General features: G+C 58.1%; 18 protein-coding genes. 12 read left to right on the forward strand and 6 right to left on the reverse strand.

Annotation, left to right across the window (positions count from 1 at the left end; all coding sequences use genetic code 11):
* Nucleotides 1–324 precede the first annotated feature (324 nt).
* The 5 genes from BLM14_RS24180 to BLM14_RS24200 all read left to right on the forward strand — a co-directional run bounded on the left by BLM14_RS24180 (nucleotide 325) and on the right by BLM14_RS24200 (nucleotide 3,523).
* Nucleotides 325–720: an SH3 domain-containing protein gene (locus tag BLM14_RS24180; protein WP_100002912.1), complete on the forward strand. Its 396-nt coding sequence runs from the start codon at nucleotides 325–327 to the stop codon at nucleotides 718–720.
* Nucleotides 721–881: 161 nt separating this feature from the next.
* A complete protein-coding gene (locus tag BLM14_RS24185) occupies nucleotides 882–1,256 on the forward strand; it encodes a YciI family protein (RefSeq protein ID WP_100002440.1) in 375 nt (124 codons plus the stop codon).
* Nucleotides 1,253–2,494 (forward strand): RNA polymerase sigma factor, encoded by a 1,242-nt coding sequence (locus tag BLM14_RS24190; protein WP_100002441.1) that lies wholly within the window; start codon nucleotides 1,253–1,255, stop codon nucleotides 2,492–2,494. The genes BLM14_RS24185 and BLM14_RS24190 overlap by 4 nt, the downstream gene beginning before the upstream one ends.
* A 105-nt stretch (nucleotides 2,495–2,599) precedes the next feature.
* Complete coding sequence (locus BLM14_RS24195; RefSeq protein ID WP_100002443.1) at nucleotides 2,600–3,076, forward strand: SRPBCC family protein; 477 nt, start codon at nucleotides 2,600–2,602, stop codon at nucleotides 3,074–3,076.
* 15 nt (nucleotides 3,077–3,091) lie between these two features.
* Entirely contained in the window at nucleotides 3,092–3,523 is a 432-nt protein-coding gene (locus BLM14_RS24200; protein ID WP_100002445.1) for a YybH family protein, read from the forward strand.
* Nucleotides 3,524–3,539: 16 nt separating this feature from the next.
* On the opposite strand, the gene BLM14_RS24205 is transcribed toward BLM14_RS24200, so the two are convergent.
* The 6 genes from BLM14_RS24205 to BLM14_RS24230 form a co-directional block, all read right to left on the reverse strand.
* The gene (locus BLM14_RS24205) at nucleotides 3,540–5,168 is read right to left on the reverse strand and encodes an MFS transporter (protein ID WP_100002447.1); all 1,629 of its coding nucleotides are present in this window, start codon (nucleotides 5,166–5,168) and stop codon (nucleotides 3,540–3,542) included.
* Between the two features lie 713 nt (nucleotides 5,169–5,881).
* Entirely contained in the window at nucleotides 5,882–6,697 is an 816-nt protein-coding gene (locus BLM14_RS24210) for a formylmethanofuran dehydrogenase subunit C (protein ID WP_100002449.1), read from the reverse strand.
* Complete coding sequence (fhcD, locus tag BLM14_RS24215) at nucleotides 6,694–7,602, reverse strand: formylmethanofuran--tetrahydromethanopterin N-formyltransferase (RefSeq protein ID WP_100002450.1); 909 nt, start codon at nucleotides 7,600–7,602, stop codon at nucleotides 6,694–6,696. Before fhcD ends, BLM14_RS24210 begins: the two co-directional genes overlap by 4 nt.
* Nucleotides 7,590–9,224 carry a formylmethanofuran dehydrogenase subunit A gene (locus tag BLM14_RS24220; protein ID WP_100002452.1) on the reverse strand — a complete coding sequence of 545 codons (1,635 nt, stop codon included), beginning with the start codon at nucleotides 9,222–9,224 and terminating at the stop codon, nucleotides 7,590–7,592. The genes fhcD and BLM14_RS24220 overlap by 13 nt, the downstream gene beginning before the upstream one ends.
* Nucleotides 9,218–10,318 (reverse strand): molybdopterin-binding domain-containing protein, encoded by a 1,101-nt coding sequence (locus tag BLM14_RS24225; RefSeq protein WP_100002454.1) that lies wholly within the window; start codon nucleotides 10,316–10,318, stop codon nucleotides 9,218–9,220. The genes BLM14_RS24220 and BLM14_RS24225 overlap by 7 nt, the downstream gene beginning before the upstream one ends.
* Before the next feature lie 83 nt (nucleotides 10,319–10,401).
* Nucleotides 10,402–10,800, reverse strand: a complete 399-nt coding sequence (locus BLM14_RS24230) for a 4a-hydroxytetrahydrobiopterin dehydratase (protein ID WP_100002455.1) — start codon at nucleotides 10,798–10,800, stop codon at nucleotides 10,402–10,404.
* A 102-nt stretch (nucleotides 10,801–10,902) separates the two neighbouring features.
* Here BLM14_RS24230 and BLM14_RS24235 point away from each other — a divergent pair, with 102 nt between their 5' ends.
* The 7 genes from BLM14_RS24235 to fae all read left to right on the forward strand — a co-directional run bounded on the left by BLM14_RS24235 (nucleotide 10,903) and on the right by fae (nucleotide 17,303).
* A complete protein-coding gene (locus BLM14_RS24235; RefSeq protein WP_100002457.1) occupies nucleotides 10,903–11,868 on the forward strand; it encodes a beta-ribofuranosylaminobenzene 5'-phosphate synthase family protein in 966 nt (321 codons plus the stop codon).
* Nucleotides 11,869–11,903: 35 nt separating this feature from the next.
* The gene (locus BLM14_RS24240) at nucleotides 11,904–12,800 is read left to right on the forward strand and encodes an NAD(P)-dependent methylenetetrahydromethanopterin dehydrogenase (RefSeq protein WP_100002458.1); all 897 of its coding nucleotides are present in this window, start codon (nucleotides 11,904–11,906) and stop codon (nucleotides 12,798–12,800) included.
* On the forward strand, nucleotides 12,766–13,905 hold the full coding sequence (locus BLM14_RS24245; RefSeq protein ID WP_100002460.1) for an ATP-grasp domain-containing protein: 1,140 nt from the start codon (nucleotides 12,766–12,768) through the stop codon (nucleotides 13,903–13,905). Before BLM14_RS24240 ends, BLM14_RS24245 begins: the two co-directional genes overlap by 35 nt.
* On the forward strand, nucleotides 13,902–14,855 hold the full coding sequence (gene mch / locus BLM14_RS24250; RefSeq protein WP_100002462.1) for a methenyltetrahydromethanopterin cyclohydrolase: 954 nt from the start codon (nucleotides 13,902–13,904) through the stop codon (nucleotides 14,853–14,855). Before BLM14_RS24245 ends, mch begins: the two co-directional genes overlap by 4 nt.
* A 10-nt stretch (nucleotides 14,856–14,865) precedes the next feature.
* Nucleotides 14,866–15,780 carry an ATP-grasp domain-containing protein gene (locus BLM14_RS24255; protein ID WP_100002464.1) on the forward strand — a complete coding sequence of 305 codons (915 nt, stop codon included), beginning with the start codon at nucleotides 14,866–14,868 and terminating at the stop codon, nucleotides 15,778–15,780.
* A complete protein-coding gene (locus BLM14_RS24260; protein WP_100002466.1) occupies nucleotides 15,777–16,640 on the forward strand; it encodes a triphosphoribosyl-dephospho-CoA synthase in 864 nt (287 codons plus the stop codon). The genes BLM14_RS24255 and BLM14_RS24260 overlap by 4 nt, the downstream gene beginning before the upstream one ends.
* Nucleotides 16,641–16,796: 156 nt before the next feature.
* Nucleotides 16,797–17,303: a formaldehyde-activating enzyme gene (gene fae, locus BLM14_RS24265; protein ID WP_100002468.1), complete on the forward strand. Its 507-nt coding sequence runs from the start codon at nucleotides 16,797–16,799 to the stop codon at nucleotides 17,301–17,303.
* Nucleotides 17,304–17,418 lie beyond the last annotated feature (115 nt).

The following is a 17,418-nucleotide window of genomic DNA, read 5'->3' on the forward strand; positions in this document are numbered from 1 at the left end:
ATATTAATATTAATTCACGATCCCGTTACTGATGGATATATTATATTATTTACATAAATTAGATGTTTGTCGCAATACAAGATTGCGTTTACAAATTATAACAAGGCATATTTTTACTTCGAACAAACTATAATAAAATTAGTAAAGATTTACTTGATAATAATTGCGTATATATTCTTGTATATCATAAACACTGTATATTTTCTCCTTAACAGACAATCTATAACAAGCAAATTTGCCAAATTGCGAGAAAGTCGACTAGACAAAATCTTGAAAATCGCATTTGATTTCCACCAGGAAACATAGACGAAGATGGGAGGGGCTATGACGTGCAGGAAGCTGCTATCAGCAATTTTCATTAGTATCGGATTGTTTGCGTGGCCGGCTTATGCAGCCGCTGATGTCGCATACACAACCGGGAACGTTAATCTCCGCACAGGCCCCGGTACAACCTATGGCCGAGTTGCAACTCTGGCAGCGGGTCTGCGCGTTACCATTTTGTCGTGCCAGTCAAACTGGTGCCAAGTTGGATATCAAGGCATGCGAGGCTGGCTCTCAGCGAATTATCTTGAACGCTCGGCTGTCATACGACCAACGATCGTCGTTCGGCCGACAATTGTTGTCCGCCCGCCATATTACGGGCACCGCCCTCCTCTTCCAAGGCCGCCATATCGCCCGCGACCGACTTGCAGGATCGCGCCCGGGTACCCTTGCCGATAGGTCTTTTCAAACTGCAACGCCTGATGACAGGGGGCATTGCTGTCGCAATCGCCCCCCATTTTGTAATGAATACAGCGGCCCACGAAAATTCATTATTTTTCTCGACCCGCTGTCGGGATTGGCCATACTGGATCGTCTTTATTTAAGGAGGAACGATCCGAATGCTTTATGCCATACTCTGCTATAATCCCGAAGATGTCGTCGGCTCCTGGAGCAAGGAAGAAGATGACGCCGTCATGGATCGACTTGCCGTTGTCCAGGAGAAGCTCAGAGAGCAGGGACGCCTCGGCCCTGTTGCGCGACTGCTTCCTACCACGGCCGCGACAACGCTCAGGAAAGGCCGCGAGGATCCCATCATTATTGACGGACCCTTCGCTGAAACGAAGGAGCAACTCCTCGGCTTCTATGTAGTCGATTGCGCTTCGCTGGACGAAGCCATCGACACCGCACGCGATCTCGCACGAGCGAACCCTGGGACGGGTTCATACGAAATCCGGCCAATTGCCATTTTCAGGCCAGGATCGAACTTCCCATGAGCGATACCGCATGGATCGATGCCGCCCTCACCGCCGCCCGCCCTCAGGCGGTCGGCGCGCTGCTTCGGTATTTCCGCAATCTCGATACGGCGGAAGAGGCGTTTCAGGAAGCCTGCCTGCGCGCTTTGAAGAACTGGCCAAAAAATGGTCCACCCCGAGACCCGACTGCCTGGCTGATTTTCGTTGGGCGTAACAGCGCTATCGACGGGGTACGGCGTCAGGCAAAGCAGCAGCCGCTGCCTCCTGAAGAACATTTGTCCGACCTCGAGGACGCTGAAACCGCAATCGCAGAGAAGATCGACGGCTCCGACTATCGCGACGACATCCTGCGCCTGCTGTTCATTTGCTGTCATCCCGATCTTCCGGCCACGCAGCAAATCCCGTTGGCGCTCCGGATCGTATCCGGCCTTTCAGTCCGGCAGATCGCGCGGGCATTCCTCGTCAGTGAAAGCGCAATGGAACAGCGCATCACCCGCGCAAAGAGCCGTATCGGCGCCGGCGAGGTACCGTTTGAGGCACCGGATGCCATCGAACGGGCGGAACGGCTCGCCGCGGTTGCGGCGATGGTCTACCTGATCTTCAACGAAGGATATTCGGCTGGCAGCGGCGAGCAACAAACCCGCTTCCCTCTTTGCGAGGAAGCCATAAGGCTGTCGAGGTTGCTGCTGCGGATTTTTCCAACCGAGCCGGAGATCATGGGATTGGCCGCCCTGCTGCTTTTGCAAAATGCCCGGGCCGGAGCTCGTTTTGATGCGGAAGGGTCGGTGATACTGCTGGAAAACCAGGACCGGAGCCTGTGGAACCGGAAGATGATCAACGAGGGACTTGCCTTGATCGACAAGGCCATGCGGCACAGGCGTCCCGGACCCTATCAGATCCAGGCGGCCATCGCCGCGCTCCACGCGCGGGCGTTGCACGCCGACGATACCGACTGGGCAGAAATCGATCTGCTCTACACTGCGCTCGAGCGTTTGACGCCGTCGCCGATCATCACTCTCAACCGCGCCGTTGCGGTCGCAAAGGTGCGCGGCCCCGCCGAGGCCTTGGCCCTGATCGAGCCGCTCGAAGAACGACTCTCCGGCTATTTCCACTTCTTTGGCGTGAAAGGCGGCCTGCTGATGAAAATTGGCCGCACCGACGAGGCCCGCGAGGCTTTCAACCGCGCCATTTCCCTCGCCAATACCGCTGCCGAAGCGGCGCACATCCGCATGCATCTCGACAGGCTGGCCCAGGACTGAGTGCCTGCCCGATATTATTTCCCTGTAAAAATTTCGCCTGTAGTGTCGGAATGCCAGCTGCTCATTCGTCCTTGGGTCAGAACTGATCAAACAAGGAGAACACCAGTGGCCTACGATACCATCCCGAATCCCGATCGCGATCTCGTGCTGACCCGCATCATCGATGCCCCGCGCGAGAAAGTCTACAAGGCTTGGACGGATGCTGAACTGCTGAAACAGTGGTTTGCACCCCTGCCCTATACGACGCCGCATGCGGAACTCGATGTCCGTGTTGGCGGCGCCAACTTCATCATCATGCGCGGACCTGATGGCAATGAGTTTCCCAACCACGGCGTCTATCTCGAAGTCGTCGAGAATGAGCGGATCGTCGTCACCGATGCTTTCACAAAAGCCTGGGAACCTTCCGAAAAGCCCTTCATGACCTTGATCCTTACCTTCGAGGATCATGGCGGAAAGACCAAGTACACCGCGCTCGCCCGTCATTGGACGATTGCGGACCGCGAAGCCCACGAGAAGATGGGCTTTCACGAGGGTTGGGGCATCTGCGCCGACCAGCTTGCAGCTCTTGTCTCGAAGCTTTGATGGAAGGAGAACGACATGACGCCCACAAGCGAAAAGGCTGCGGTTGCAGCTGTGATTGATGACTGGTCGAAGGCGATTGGCGACAAGAATGCGGCGCGGGTTATATCGCATCTGACCAACGATGTGGTTCAGTTCACGCTTGCTCCGCCCTTGCAATACACAGGCAAGGATGCCGAAGACCTGCAGGGCTGGTTCGCCACCTGGCGAGGCCCGATCGGCGGCGAGGCGCGCGACGTCGAGATCCACGCCGGAGGCGATGTGGCTTTCGCAAGGAGCCTCGTGCGCATGACCGGCACCAAGACCGACGGTATGCAGGTCGATGTCTGGTTTCGCCAGACACTCGGCCTGATCAGGCAAGGCGGCACGTGGCGCATCGCCCATGTCCATACCTCCGTGCCATTCTACATGGACGGCAGCTTCAAGGGCGCATTCGACCTGAAACCATAGGCGCCCACGACACGACCTATGACATATCGATCGGAGTCTTGTGAGCGGCTATATCGTGCGGAAGGATCGTTTGCCGCTCGATCATGCGATGCACACGCGGATCGGTGACACCCCGATGGAATGCTCGAATCCGGTCGCCGATTGCCGCATCTGCCTGGGTCCTACGCTGATTGTGGCGGACATATTCCACCCAGGTCGGCGTGTGATAGCTCTCGGTCCAGATCTCGGGGTTCTCCAGATCGCGCATCAACGCCCAGTGCCCTGCCCCATCGCGAATACGCACACGCCGCCGTTCGGCCATGGCGGCGAGGAATTCCGGGACGTCTTCTTCAGCAATGACGTAGTCGATCATGATCACGATCGGGCCGCTGCGCGGTTTGAGATCCAACGCCAGCAGCGGCTCGCTGAAGCGATTGAGCGGATCGAGGTTGAGCGTGTTGAATTCCGGCAATGCATAACGAAGCCCGATGACGGCGCCGAGAAGCATGACCGCGCTCGAGGCAAGCAGTGCCTTGTCCGCCCCGTATTCTGCGGCCGCGATACCCCACAACCAGCTGCCCCCAGCAATGCCGCCGAATGTCGTTGTCTGGTACAGCGACAAGGCACGGCCAACCACCCAACGCGGTGTCGAGAGCTGCACCGTGATGTTGAACAGCGACAAAGCCAATACCCAGCAAGCGCCGGCCGACAGAAGCCCGGCGTTGGTTGTCCAAGCGCTTGGACTCAATGCCGCAATCGTGGCGCTGACGGCAAATCCCGCAAAGGCAATGCGCACAATGGCTTCGCTCGACAGAAATTCGCGAAGCCGCGCACTGAGGAGCGCGCCGCCGATGGCACCGATACCGAATGAACCGAGCATGGTGCCGTAGACCAGCGGCCCGCCACCGACAAGATCACGTGCAACCAGCGGCAGGAGCGCGAGCACAGCACTGGCCGAGAAACCGAAGACGAAGCCGCGAAAAACGACTTTGCCGATATTTGGCGACATGGCCACATAACGTAGACCCGCAGAGACAGCTCGGCCCAGTGTTTCACGCGGCAAGGGATTTGGGGGATATTGGGGCTGCCAGCGAAGCAGCGCGAAGATAAGAGGCAGGTAACTGACTGCATTGACTGCGAAAGCGGCGGCGGCGCCCGCCACGGCGACAATCAAACCGCCGATCGCCGGACCAACGCTGCGGGTAAGGTTGAAACCCATGCTATTGAGAGCAACGGCCTCCGGCAGATTTTCGCGCGGGACCATATCACCGACCGAGGCCTGCCATGACGGGTTGTTCAGTGCCGTTCCACAACCGAGAAGGAAGGTGAAGGTCAAAAGAAGCCACGGCGTGATGAGGTCAAGATAGGCAAAAACCGTCAGCAGCACCGAGACGGCCAACATGAAGGACTGTGCGACGAGCATGACCCGGCGCCGGTTGAAATTATCCGCCAATGCGCCCGAGATCAGCGAAAAAAGCATGATCGGCAATGCAGTCGAGGCCTGCACCAGAGCAACCATATCGACGGAATTCGAGATGGTCGTCATCATCCAGGCCGCGCCGACCGCCTGGATCAAAGAACCGAAATTGGAGGAAAGGCTGGCGATCCAGATAGTCCGGAAGGTCTCGTGCTTGAACGGAGCGAGTGGTGATTTTCGGTCAGTCACCTCATCAACTTTCCTGTTTTGGCAAGATTGGGTGTTCGTAGAATCCCGTTATAGTCGAGCCGGTCCCGAATGCCAGTCACTATAGCGAAGCTCTTCATTCAACTTACGTTTTCAATCTTAAGGAAGTGTGGGAAACCGGATGGGCGTGGTTCAACGATGACATCCATTTCCTGCATATCCCCTCCCTTGCCACGCCCGCTTTTGCGTCTGGCCATTGAATGGTTGGGAAGACGGGCGGTCGTCGAAGCGCGTCTTTGTAGAAGTATAATGCGATCCGAAGACCGCCCGCTGACGTTTTCCCCCTGCCGGCCGGCTTCTGCCTGTTCCGCGGGGCGAGTGGATGAGCGCCTGGAGTCCGGGCCCATCGTCGCCGTCGGTGCAGTGTCCGCACAATTGGCGTCGGCATCAACAACGCAGGCAATATCTGTGTGTCAGGCAGATTGACCTCCGAAGACGAACAGGTCGGCCAATGCCCGGGTCCGTTGCCCGCACATCGACACGCCGTCCTCCCCCACTTTCGAACGGCTCCGGAAGCAGCTCCCCATGGAAAGGACGGGAATAGGATAAACGAGGTTTGAAGGTGTTGGATAAATAGCCACGATTATTTTCGGAATGACTGTTTCACCCCCACCCGCAGCTTCGCTACGACCTCCCCCATCAGGGGGAGGGTCGGACCGCAGGTCCGGGGCGGGGTGGAATTGCTGTTCTTGCCTCTAGCGCCCGCGTCTGAACAGGATCTCACCCTTGCCCGACACCGCATTGTCGCCACCATATTTGCCGGGTTTTTGGCCGAGCAGTGGCTTGTCCAGAATCTTCTCGCTGATGAGAAATTGATCGAAAAGGCTGGAAAATGCGATGTCCGATTCACCGCAGGCAACGAAAGTTGGCGAGAGCTGTTCGGGGCGGCGATCAAACAGCAGGGAGCCGCGTTTCATCAGATAGCCTGGCATTGCACCGACACGCCCGGTCACGACAATGGTTCCGGCAATCATCCGGTATCCTGCGTGGTCGCCGCACCCTTTGAGGATGGCGATCATGCCGCGGCGCAACCTGTCTCCTGCATAATGACCAGCCCTGCCGCGAACGATCAGCACGCCGCCTTCCATGCCGGTGACTTCCCCCGCGAGTGGCCCGCCGAGATTGTCTCCGCAATTACCTTGGATCTCGATACGGCCGCCAGCCATGCCCGACCCGGCATGATCACCAGCATTGCCTTCGACAAGCAACGACCCGCCGGACATTTTCCTGCCCGCCTGGCTGCCAACATTGCCGGTGACGCGTATCGAACCGCCAGTCAGTCCGGAACCAACCTTGTCGAATCGCGAACTGCTTCCATCGAGCACGAGGTTGTTCGCATCCTTGCCGGTGACCTTGAAGACATCGCCGACCAAAGCAGGATCGCGGCCTGTGCCAACGCGCAGCTTGGCGATCTCCAGTGCTGTAAGTCCGGTGAGCGACACTGGCGTGAGAACCGAAAGATCCAGTCGCGCTTCCGGATCTGCGAGGAGAGAGAAGGTCAGCGCTTTCATGGCAGCAAGTCCTTCAAATGATAGTGAAACTTGCCAAGCTTGCCGCCGTAATTGCCGGCGCTGATACGAAGCGCACCCTTCTTCGGGCCAAGATCAATGACAGCCTTCAACCCTGCCCGCATCGCTGCCGCAACGGCATCACTGGTCTCGCCATCGATGACGATTTCCAGAACCGCATTGACGTCAGGCGTCAAGGCACTGTTGACAACACCGCGCAGCGTCGGTGCGAAGGCATCATTGGTCGATGCCATCATGCCCTTGTACTTGCCGCCGACTTTCGAGCCGGAGCGGACGATGCCACCCGGAAACGGCATAATCGCTCCCGGCACTTTCTCGATCGCAGCAACAGCACGTTCGGCAGCATGCAAGGCCTTGACGTTGTCGGCCGCGAGAAACAACAGATTGCCTCCACCCACGGCATTCTTGGTCAGTCCCGTCGTCGCTTCGCACAGGAATTCCCCATCCATGACCGGCACGCGCCAGTAGTGCCTGCCACCGAATTTCTTCGATATCTGCCAGCCATCGCCGAAATAACGCAGCGAATTACCGAGATCGAGCGGCGCCGAACCTTCAAGATCAGCAAAGCAGGCGCTGCCGGGCGATGTCAGGACGCATTGTCCTAGCCGGCTTTTCAATTGCTTCTGCAACTCGTCCGTGCCCATCGCAAAAATCATGACACGGCAGCCCGGGCGACCGTCCGGCGTCCTCGTCTCCGGCACGTCCATGTCGATCGCTGCCTCGCAACCGCAGCCGATGACCGACGTCGCATAACCGGTCATGGTGATGGCAGCCTGCCGGGCCCATTTCAGCGTCGGCGCAGTGATGATAATCGCCGTCGCCCGCATGCCGAAAGCCTCGGCAAAAGTGTCGTCGATCAATACGCCGTTGCGGGTCAGTTGTTGCATGAGACCTCCGCAAATGGCGCATCTCTTTGGATCGCGGAATCAGGGAAGGTGAACCAATCGAGCGACAAGCCATAGCGCTCTTCGTGATAATCCTTCATGCGCTTGACCATCGCCTTGTCCGGCGGCGGATTGAGCCGCAACGTCTTGCCCCAACGATAATGGGTAACCTTGCCGTTCTTGACCACGAGATCGCCATTCTTGAAAACCAGCGCCGCCTCCCGGAACATTTTGGCAATGTCCTTGCCCTTGCGATAAACCGCAACATCGGCGATGGCTCCAGCTCCCAGATGGCCGCGATCCTTGAGACCGAGTAATTTGGCCGGAGCCGCACGGGTCATGATGGCAATTTCTTCAAAGTTGTATTCACGCCGGACTGAGGCGAGCGTTGTCAACTCCAGTGCTGTTGCGTTCAACTCCGCGGATTTCGCATCACGAGCACTGCTGCTCATCAACAGTTCGAAGAGTTCCGGATAAGAAGTGAAAGGCGCGCCGTTCGGATGATCGGTTGTGAAGAATACCCGCCATGGATCGGTGATGAGCAGGAAAAGCTCAAGCCCCACTGCCCACTGCAAAGAGCCGTAATAATCCTGCTTGTAGCGATAGGGAACGATGCCGCCCCCGCCATTGCCATCGCCGTCCATGATAACGGTTTTCTTCGGATTGGCGTTGCCGATGGCCGTAAACTGCCGCAGCACGTCGGAGGAAATCGTCACGGTCTGGCCGAACATCACCTGACCGATATCGATGGTGACATCGGGGTTCGCATTGACGAGTTCCGCCAGTCGCGCCGCCTCGGAGGAGAACTTGCGTTTGCCTTCCGTGCCGTAGCCATAGAACTGCAGATGCGCGAGATGCAGCGGCACGCCCTCGGTCGCTGCTATGGTGTCAGCGGCCGTATCGGCGCTGCCGGCAATGCCGAGATTGTTGGCGTGAACATGGAGCGGGTGCGGTATTCCGAGACGGCTCACCGAAGCCTGCAGCGACTTGACGATCTTGCGCGAACTGACGCCATATTCGGGCACGACATCGTCCAGAGAGAAGGAGCGGACATTCTCCTTGAAGGCCGCGGCCGCACCGGCATTGATGACCTTGACCCCAAGAGCGCGGGTCGAACCGACGACCCAGGCGATGTAGTCATCAAGCATCGCCGAGGATTTACCATTGCGAAGCAGCGACAGGGTGAAATCGTCATTGCCGAGAATTGCCAACGTCGCCTTGTCGATGATCGGAATATCGGCGAGTTCAAGATGCGTGTGCAGGGCCGTGTACGGCGCCATGGCGGGTTCGACCACCGTAGTGAAGCCCATTTGCGCATAGAGAGTGCCAGTCTGGAAGGTAGACCAGCCGGCATTGGAAAGCGGCGTATTGGCAGGTCGGGGCTGGTGGGCCGCATGATGTTCGGGCAGCAGCAGCCGGGCCGTGTTCACATTGCCGCCGCCAATATGCGAGTGGATATCGATGGCGCCGGCCATGACGATGCAGCCCGAGACATCATGCGTCTGCTCGGCCGCCTCGCCTTCCGGCGCATCGATCAGCACGCCATCCCTCATCCAGACGTCGCGCTGGCGGGTTCCGCCATTGACAGGATCGACAACCTCTCCGCCGACAAGCCGGGTCAGCATGGCAGGGCCCTCCTGCCGGGCAAGGCTTCCGCCAATTGCTGCACGATGCTCGAGAGGCTTGGCAATAGCGACGGCGCGGACGCCGCGACGGCCCTGAATGTGCCTACCCTGCTGGAATAGCTGACGCCGTCATGATCGACCCCGGCTTTTCCTACTGAAATGCTGACCGCTGCTCCAGCAGTTGGACCTTCATCTTTGCTCAGTGAAATCAAGGCAATCCTGCCCCCCCTGGGGGGAGTTTTGCCGCCCCTCGTCGACATCCAGACGTGAAGATCCGCTTCCTTGTCGCGGATCATGCGTTGGATGTCCCATCGCACGGGGTCATAGCTTGGGAGGCTATTCGAGAAACCTGTCCGGGGTGGAAATCCGGTCATCCACAGGGAGGTGAGAGCGGTGCCCCATGCATCGTCATCGGCGGGCAGAAACACGCTGCTCGCGCGTCCCTTCCTGTTCAGGTCGGCGATCAGACCCTGCAGCATGACAAGGCTTGCCGCTTCGCCGGAAGCGCCGGAAAAGACGAAGACCGGAAACTGGCTTTTGGTCAGGGCTTTCCTGAGCCGGTCGATATTGCTCAAGGAAGATGTAACCTGACGCTCCTGCAATTGGGCGCGAAGAACGGCGAGCGCTCCGCCGAGCGTCAGGCCCTCCGCTCCAAGAGAAACGGCCTTCAGTTTGCGCCCGAGCTTGCTGGCGTCAGCGGAATTTGTTGCAGAGTCATTGATGTGGAACCAGCTGCGCTGCTGGCGATCGCCGAGATCGGGCTGCGTGGATGCCCATGTCACCAGCATGTCATGATGCGACGCGGGAATGTCCCCGACGAGGACGATCAGGCTGGAGCGCCGCCGCGCTTCGCCCGGCGTCGTGAACATCCCGCCGTGGTCGGTGAACAGGGACACCTCATTGGCGAGAGTCTCGCCCAGCGCATGATCGTAAGCACCGCCTAACCTCTCAGCCAGCGCGATGGCACTGCGTGTGCCATGCACATCCGTATCGAGGGTAAAAACTGGACAGCGGCTTGATGCCAGAAGCTTCGCAGCATTCTGAATTGCATCCATCAAAGAGACCGGCTGGCTGCCAACCCATGCAACCGACATATTCCGCAACTTTCTGGTGCCAACCTGAGCTTAACTAATTTTTCTCGAATGTGAACCCTGCGGCCCAGCAAAAAATCATGCGATCAATCGTCGTACTTAACATAGGCGAAGCGCTGGTCGGTTTGCGGCGTTCCTTCCAGCGATCCCGCCTCTTTGCCGGGCTGCCACTGAACTACACTTTCGATCTTCCTGGCGAGTTCGAAATCCTTGTCGGTGATGCCCTTTGCCGCATGGTTCTGCAACAGAACCTCCACCCAGGCATAGGAGGCCTTGAGATCCGGGTGATGCCAGGCGGCTTCCGCCAGATGCCCGACCGTGTTGATGACCATCAGTGTCGATTTCCACCCATGTGTCTTGTATTTGCGCCGAATCCAGCCGTTCTCATAGCGCCAATGCGGCAAATCGCTTTGCAGCTTTGCGACAATTTCGCTTTCCGAATAGACTTTTTCCTTGGGTTTGGCCGCCTTTGTTTCATCGGTCATTCGCATTACTCCCTATTCTTTGCGCATCATGCTTGCGCCTCGTTTGAAAGACGATATCATAGTGCAGGGCCCGATTTTTGAGATTGTGTAAAGATTAAACAAATGTCGGAATCCGTCACGATCAAAGTGCCCGCTCGCCTGCACCTCGGCTTTCTCGATATACCGCGCTCAGGTCAAGACCGGTTTGGAAGCGTTGGCTTGCCGATTCAGGATATTGCGACAGTCCTGACAATTTCCCGTGCGACAGACACACACATTCATGGCGAGGAACAGGCCCGTATCGCGCAGCACATCGCGACGCTTTGCCCTCATCTTGGCATCAAGGCACAGCACCGGGTCACCGTGCAGCGGGCCATCCCGCGCCATATCGGCCTCGGTTCCGGAACGCAGATAGCCCTTGCGGTAGCCGCCGGGCTGCGGACGCTGCATGCGCTACCACTCGACACCGCCAATGATGCGGTCCTGCTCGGACGTGGCTCGCGATCGGGGATCGGCATAGCTGCATTCGAAGACGGCGGCGTGATCGTCGACGCGGGCAAAGGGTTCGGTCAACAGGCGCCGACAGTCATTTCGCGCATTCCGTTTCCAGAAGCCTGGCGCATCATCCTTGTCCTCGATACCTCGACGCAGGGCATTCATGGCGAAGCCGAGCTCGAAGCCTTCCGCACATTGCCGCCGTTCCCGGCAGCGACTTCGGCGCTGATCTGCCGTCATGTGCTGATGAGCGTCATGCCCGCTCTCGTCGAACAGGACCTCGCCTCGTTCGGCAGCGCGGTGGAGGCCGTCCAGACCGAAATCGGCACTTACTTTTCACCGGCACAGGGCGGCGTTTTCACCAGCAGGCAGGTCGAGACCACATTGCACCGCCTTGCAAAGGCTGGTGCTGTCGGGATCGGCCAGAGTTCATGGGGGCCGACGGGCTTTGCCTTTGCCGCCTCACAGGCCGATGCGGAACGCATCGTCGGCGAGATCGGTGGACATACTCCCGGCACTACCATCCAGATTGTTGCGGGCAGAAATGCGGGCGCGGATATCACGCATACCGCCTTGAACCTCGCCAGAGCTTGAACCATGGGCACTATGGTCAAAGAGGAGCGGAAAACATGAGCCGCAAAACGATCCTTCATATGCTGACACCCCTTCGGCACATGAGTCCGTTCGACGTCAACATGGCGCTCGATGCGGGCTATGATGCGGTGATCCCCTATACGGATGTCGAACTTTCCGATGTCGGCAACCTCGTTCAGGATGCCATCTTTTCGCGCCCGCCGGATGCAGGTGTCGCGACCGGCATTTTCCTTGCCGGCAAGGATGCCCCGCTGGCGCTCGACATGCTCGACGCGGCAAGGAAATCCATGGTGCCGCCCTTCGAAGTCTCGGTGTTTGCCGATCCGGCCGGATCGTTCACAACCGCAGCGGCCATGGTTGCCAAGGTCGAGAAAGCGCTGATCAAACACCACGACCGCGAACTCAACGGAACCTCGGTAGCGGTCTTTGGCGCAACCGGCGTGGTCGGGTACTGTACGGCGGTTATTGCGGCTGGCGAAGGTGCAATGGTGACAATCGTTGGCCACGACGGCATTGAACGCGTGCAGGAGATTGCAGCCTCGATCAAGCAGCGGTTCAATGTGACAGTCGAAGCGGCTGATGGATCCACGGAAGCCAAAAAGGCTACCATCGTCGAGGGCACGGAGGTTGTTCTTGCGGCAGCAAAGGCAGGCGTGCAGGTGATCTCGAAAGCGCAGCTCGGTTCGGCAGGCGGGCTGCTGGTTGTCGCAGATGTGAATGCAGTTCCCCCGGCAGGTATCGAAGGGCTGAAAGTCAATGCCAATGGTGAGAAACTCGATGCGACACAGGCTGTCGGCATTGGTCCGCTCTCCATTGGCAACGTCAAATACAAGACGCAGGCTGGTTTGTTCGAACGGATGATCAAGGCCGAAAAGCCGGTCATCCTAGATTTCCGGGATGCATTCACCCTTGCTCGCGACCTTGCCAAATAACGCCGCGATCCTGATCGCCGCAATCTCGGGCCGCTCGCTTGCCGCAGCAGCGAGGCGGGGGGGATTCCGGCCGCTTGTCGCCGACCTTTTCAACGATGCGGACACGCTCGCACTGGCGGATCGTGCGGTGAAGCTGTCGGGCAGCCTGCAGGCCGGAATCGATGAAGACCGGATCGTCGAGACGCTGAGCGAACTCGCGGGTGGTGATGAGCCTGTTGCCGTCGTCTTCGGCTCCGGTTTCGAACGAAAACCGGAAATGATCGACGCGATTTCGAAAGAATTCTCTGTGTCCGGAAACAGCGCGAAAACGATCCGGCTGGTCAAGGATCCGGTCAGTCTTTCCCGCCTCTGTTCCGAGCTGAAAATTCCGCATCCTGACATTCGTTTTGATATCCCCGAAAACCCGCAGGAATGGCTGACGAAACTGACAGGCGGGGCGGGTGGTTCGCATGTGAAGCCGGCGAATGGCGATGCTTCCGGGCCCGAACGTTACTTTCAGCGTTTCATTTCCGGGAAAAATCTTTCAGCGCTTTTTCTCGCCGACAGGCACAAAGCCCATATTGTCGGCTTCAGCCGCCAATGGTCTTCGCGCTCAAAAAACACGCCGTTCCGCTATGGCGGCGCCGTCCGGCTTCAACGCTACGACGGGCAAAAGGCTGCGTGGATCGAGGACCGGCTGACAGCATTGACCAGGCGTACGGGCCTCGCCGGGCTGTGCAGTGCCGACTTCATCGAGGACGATTGCGGCCTCCATCTCATCGAGATCAATCCGCGTCCGGGCGCAACGCTCGACATTTTCGACAGCGAGGAAACGCCGCTGATTCGGGAGCATTTGCGCGCAGCCATGGGGTGCAATTTATCGATACCAGCCTATCGAGGCTCGGCTGCATCGGCGATTGCCTATACCGCGAAAGCCATCAGCGCCTTTCCGCAAGTTGCGTGGCCCGCAATGACTGCAGACCACCAGCTGTCGGGCACCGCACTTCGAGCGGGCGATCCCGTCTGCACGGTTTTCGCAACAGCAAATTCGGCTGCTGCCGCGATGAAGGCCGTCAAGAGCCGCGTCAAGGAACTCGCAGTCCATTGGAGGGAGGATTTCCGATGAGGGACGGTAAGGCCTATCTGAACAGAAGTGCGCAACGCATTGCCGATGCGATGATCGAGGATGCGGACCGGCTTGGTGTTGGTCACAGCCGCGGCAGCCTTGGCGAACATCTGATAGACGCCGGTGCAAGCAGTCCGGGCGGTATCGAGGCTGGCCTGCGGATCGTTGAAATCTGCATGGGCGGATTGGGCACGGTGTCGGCAGCGTTTGGTGCGGGCAAATGGCCGTATTCCGTCGATGTTCGCTCTTCGCAACCGGTGCTTGCCTGCCTTGGCAGCCAGTATGCCGGGTGGAATCTTTCGCACGAGAAGTATTTTGCCATGGGATCCGGTCCGGTACGGGCACTTGCACGCGTCGAACCGCTTTTCGAGAAAATCACCTATCGCGAACCGGATGCGGAATCGTCAGTCGTCGTGCTCGAAACCGCAGCGCCTCCGCCCGCGGCAATTGTCGAGAAAGTATCGAAAACGACGGGTCTCGATCCGGAAAAACTGACTTTCATCTATGCGCCGACACAAAGCCTGACAGGTTCCATGCAGATCGTCGGCCGGGTGCTCGAGGTGGCATTGCATAAGGCACACGACCTCAACTTTCCACTCGAGGCTATCGTTGATGGCGCCGGGCGGGCGCCTATCCCTGCCCCGCATCCGGATTTCCTGCAGGCCATGGGCCGGACGAATGACGCGATCATCTATGGTGGTATCGTCCAACTCTATGTGCGCGGCAGCTCTGCAGCCGCACGCGATCTGGCAGAACAGCTTCCGAGCCGGACATCCCGAGACCACGGGCAGCCGTTCGCTGATATCTTCAAGAAGTTCAAAGGCGATTTCTACGCCATCGACCCGCATTTGTTCAGCCCTGCGGAGGTGATTGTCACCGCCATCGAAACGGGTGATACCTTCCGCAGTGGCAATTCTGATACTGCAATGCTGGAACGATCCCTGGGGTGACGACACAAAAATGCCAGACACGATACTGATCCTATCCGACCGGCCTGATCGTCAGGTGAGGCAGCTTCAATCCTCGTTCAAGACGCTCGGATTTGACGTCCTGGCACTCGCTTTAGCGGATATCGGTTTCGACAGCCGATATCCATCGGGTATCGCAATTCCAGGGATGAATGGCGGCCTGCCTGCGGCAGTGATTGTTCGATCCATTTCATCGGGAACATTCGAGGCGATTACCCGCCGTCTCGGCATATTGCATGCCTTTGCCCATTTAGACGTTCCGGTCTGGAACTCGGCAAAGGCCATCGAGCGCTGCGTCGACAAATCAACCACTACATTCTTTCTGGCGCAGGCGGGCTTGCCCACGCCGGAGACCTTCGCCGTCGAGAGTCTCGCAAATGCGAAGGCTGTGGCGGAGCGTGAACTCGGTCACGGTCCGCTTGTGTTGAAACCGCTGTTCGGTTCGCAGGGAAAGGGTATCCGGCTTATCCGCCGTATCGAAGACCTGCCCGCACCGGAAGAGATCGATGATGTCTATTATCTCCAGCGTTTCGTGGCGCATTCCGGACCGCCCTTCTGCGATTACCGGGTCTTCACCTGCGCCGGAGAAGTGCTGGGCATGATCACGCGTCGCGCCGAGGGATGGATCACCAATATCGCCAAGGGAGCAAAGGCGGAACCTGTTGAGGGCCCGCTGCGTGCCAAGCTGGAAAGCCTCGCCCTGGCTGCTTCCGCAGCAATCGGCACCGATTTCGCCGGTATCGATATTGTCCCGGCTGTGGATGGACGGCTTCTGGTTCTCGAGGTCAACAGCATGCCGGCCTGGACCGGGCTGCAATCGGTCGTTCCTGTAAAGATTGCTGATTGCATCGCCAATGCCCTCGCCGCCCGGATCGTGCCTCAACTGGATGAGAGACCGGCGGCGTGAAACCGACGCGCGAACAGATCAGGCGAGCCTATATCGACGCTTGTTACCAAGAAATCGAGGCGCTGAAACCGGGGAACGTCCATCGTTTTGCTGATGGTCATCGCATGAACGCCGGGCAGTTTTTTGAAAGTGCTCAGGTGTCGTCCCATGCCGTGAGTGACCCTGCCCTTTCTACGGGTCAGCGCATTCTCGCCGCGGTCACGGCAACGCGAAACAAGATCGGAACCAACACCAATCTCGGTATTCTGCTGCTATGCGTTCCTCTGGCAAAGGCTGCTGAAACCGGCGACCCGGATCTGCAAGCAAGCGTCACGACAACGCTTGAGAAATTGGGTATCGATGATGCACGCGACGTGTTTTCGGCAATTGTGCTGGCGCAGCCGGGCGGGCTCGGTTCTGCTCCGAAACACGATGTGTCGATAGAGCCGGAAGTATCGCTCCTCGAAGCAATGCGGGAGGCTGCTGACCGGGACATGATTGCCCGGCAATATGTGACCGGGTTTGCCGACATTTTCACTGGCGGGCTCAAGGCGCACAAAGCTGCGGTCGACCGCGACGAGCGGGGGATGTGGCCTGCCGTTTTCATCTATCTGCACTTCCTGTCGGCCTTTCCCGACAGCCACATCATCCGCAAGCATGGCAATCTCGTTGCCGAGAAAACACGCCAGGAAGGCGAGCGAAATCTCAGGCGCATTGAAGGTTTGACCGATGGAAAAGAGCGGGAAAAAGTACTTCTTGCTTTTGATGTGCAGCTCAAAGCCGACGGCATCAATCCAGGGACTTCCGCCGACCTGACAGTTGCCACGCTTTTTGCATTAAAACTCAACTTGGCCTTGCATAATGTTGAGGTAAATGCTTGAATTTCGACAGCGGATTTCATCCGCTGCTATCTGGCCAACCGACCCCCAACTCAAGGGTGCTGCGAACAAGGATAGCTGTCCATCGAGAGTCGTGTCTCGAGAGGTACGGCGTCTTTGGACAAACCATTTGGGACCGCTATAGGGAGGAATTAGGCCGTGGCGAAAATCAATAAAGTTATGGTTGGCGAGTCGCTTATTGGCGACGGAAATGAAGTTGCGCATATCGATCTTCTGATCGGACCGCGAGGCAGCGCGGTCGAGTCGGCATTCTGCCATGCGTTGACGAACAACAAGGACGGATTCACCTCCCTTCTTGCCGTTATCGCACCGAACCTGGCATGCAAGCCGAACACCGTGATGTTCAACAAGGTTACGATCAAGGGCGCCAAGCAGGCGGTCCAGATGTTCGGACCTGCTCAGCACGCCGTTGCAAAGGCAGTTCAGGACAGTGTTGCCGATGGCACCATTCCGGCTGAAGAAGCTGACGACATTTTCATCTGTGTTGGCGTCTTCATCCATTGGGAGGCCGAAAGCGATGCCAAGATCCAGGACTTCAATTACCGTGCAACGAAGGAAGCCATCCAACGCGCAGTGACGGGCAAGCCGACTGCTGCGGAAGCAACCGCTCAGCGCGACTCTGTCAAGCATCCGTTTAGCGCCTAGACAAGAGACAACCCCGCACAGAGCACGCCCTCTGGCGAACCGGATGGCCTGTTGCGCCGGTTGGCAAAACTTCTGGGTTTCTAGCACGGAGAAAGGGGAGAAGGAGCACTCTTCC

Source organism: Phyllobacterium zundukense (genome assembly GCF_002764115.1).
GTDB lineage: Bacteria > Pseudomonadota > Alphaproteobacteria > Rhizobiales > Rhizobiaceae > Phyllobacterium > Phyllobacterium zundukense.

Coding starts and splice junctions, on each gene's coding strand:
- BLM14_RS24180 (WP_100002912.1), top strand. CDS start 325: ATGACGTGCAGGAAGCTGCTATCAGCAATTTTCATTAGTATCGGATTG.
- BLM14_RS24185 (WP_100002440.1), top strand. CDS start 882: ATGCTTTATGCCATACTCTGCTATAATCCCGAAGATGTCGTCGGCTCC.
- BLM14_RS24190 (WP_100002441.1), top strand. CDS start 1,253: ATGAGCGATACCGCATGGATCGATGCCGCCCTCACCGCCGCCCGCCCT.
- BLM14_RS24200 (WP_100002445.1), top strand. CDS start 3,092: ATGACGCCCACAAGCGAAAAGGCTGCGGTTGCAGCTGTGATTGATGAC.
- BLM14_RS24210 (WP_100002449.1), bottom strand. CDS start 6,697: ATGAAAGCGCTGACCTTCTCTCTCCTCGCAGATCCGGAAGCGCGACTG.
- fhcD (WP_100002450.1), bottom strand. CDS start 7,602: ATGCAACAACTGACCCGCAACGGCGTATTGATCGACGACACTTTTGCC.
- BLM14_RS24220 (WP_100002452.1), bottom strand. CDS start 9,224: ATGCTGACCCGGCTTGTCGGCGGAGAGGTTGTCGATCCTGTCAATGGC.
- BLM14_RS24225 (WP_100002454.1), bottom strand. CDS start 10,318: ATGTCGGTTGCATGGGTTGGCAGCCAGCCGGTCTCTTTGATGGATGCA.
- BLM14_RS24230 (WP_100002455.1), bottom strand. CDS start 10,800: ATGACCGATGAAACAAAGGCGGCCAAACCCAAGGAAAAAGTCTATTCG.
- BLM14_RS24235 (WP_100002457.1), top strand. CDS start 10,903: ATGTCGGAATCCGTCACGATCAAAGTGCCCGCTCGCCTGCACCTCGGC.
- BLM14_RS24240 (WP_100002458.1), top strand. CDS start 11,904: ATGAGCCGCAAAACGATCCTTCATATGCTGACACCCCTTCGGCACATG.
- BLM14_RS24245 (WP_100002460.1), top strand. CDS start 12,766: ATGCATTCACCCTTGCTCGCGACCTTGCCAAATAACGCCGCGATCCTG.
- mch (WP_100002462.1), top strand. CDS start 13,902: ATGAGGGACGGTAAGGCCTATCTGAACAGAAGTGCGCAACGCATTGCC.
- BLM14_RS24255 (WP_100002464.1), top strand. CDS start 14,866: ATGCCAGACACGATACTGATCCTATCCGACCGGCCTGATCGTCAGGTG.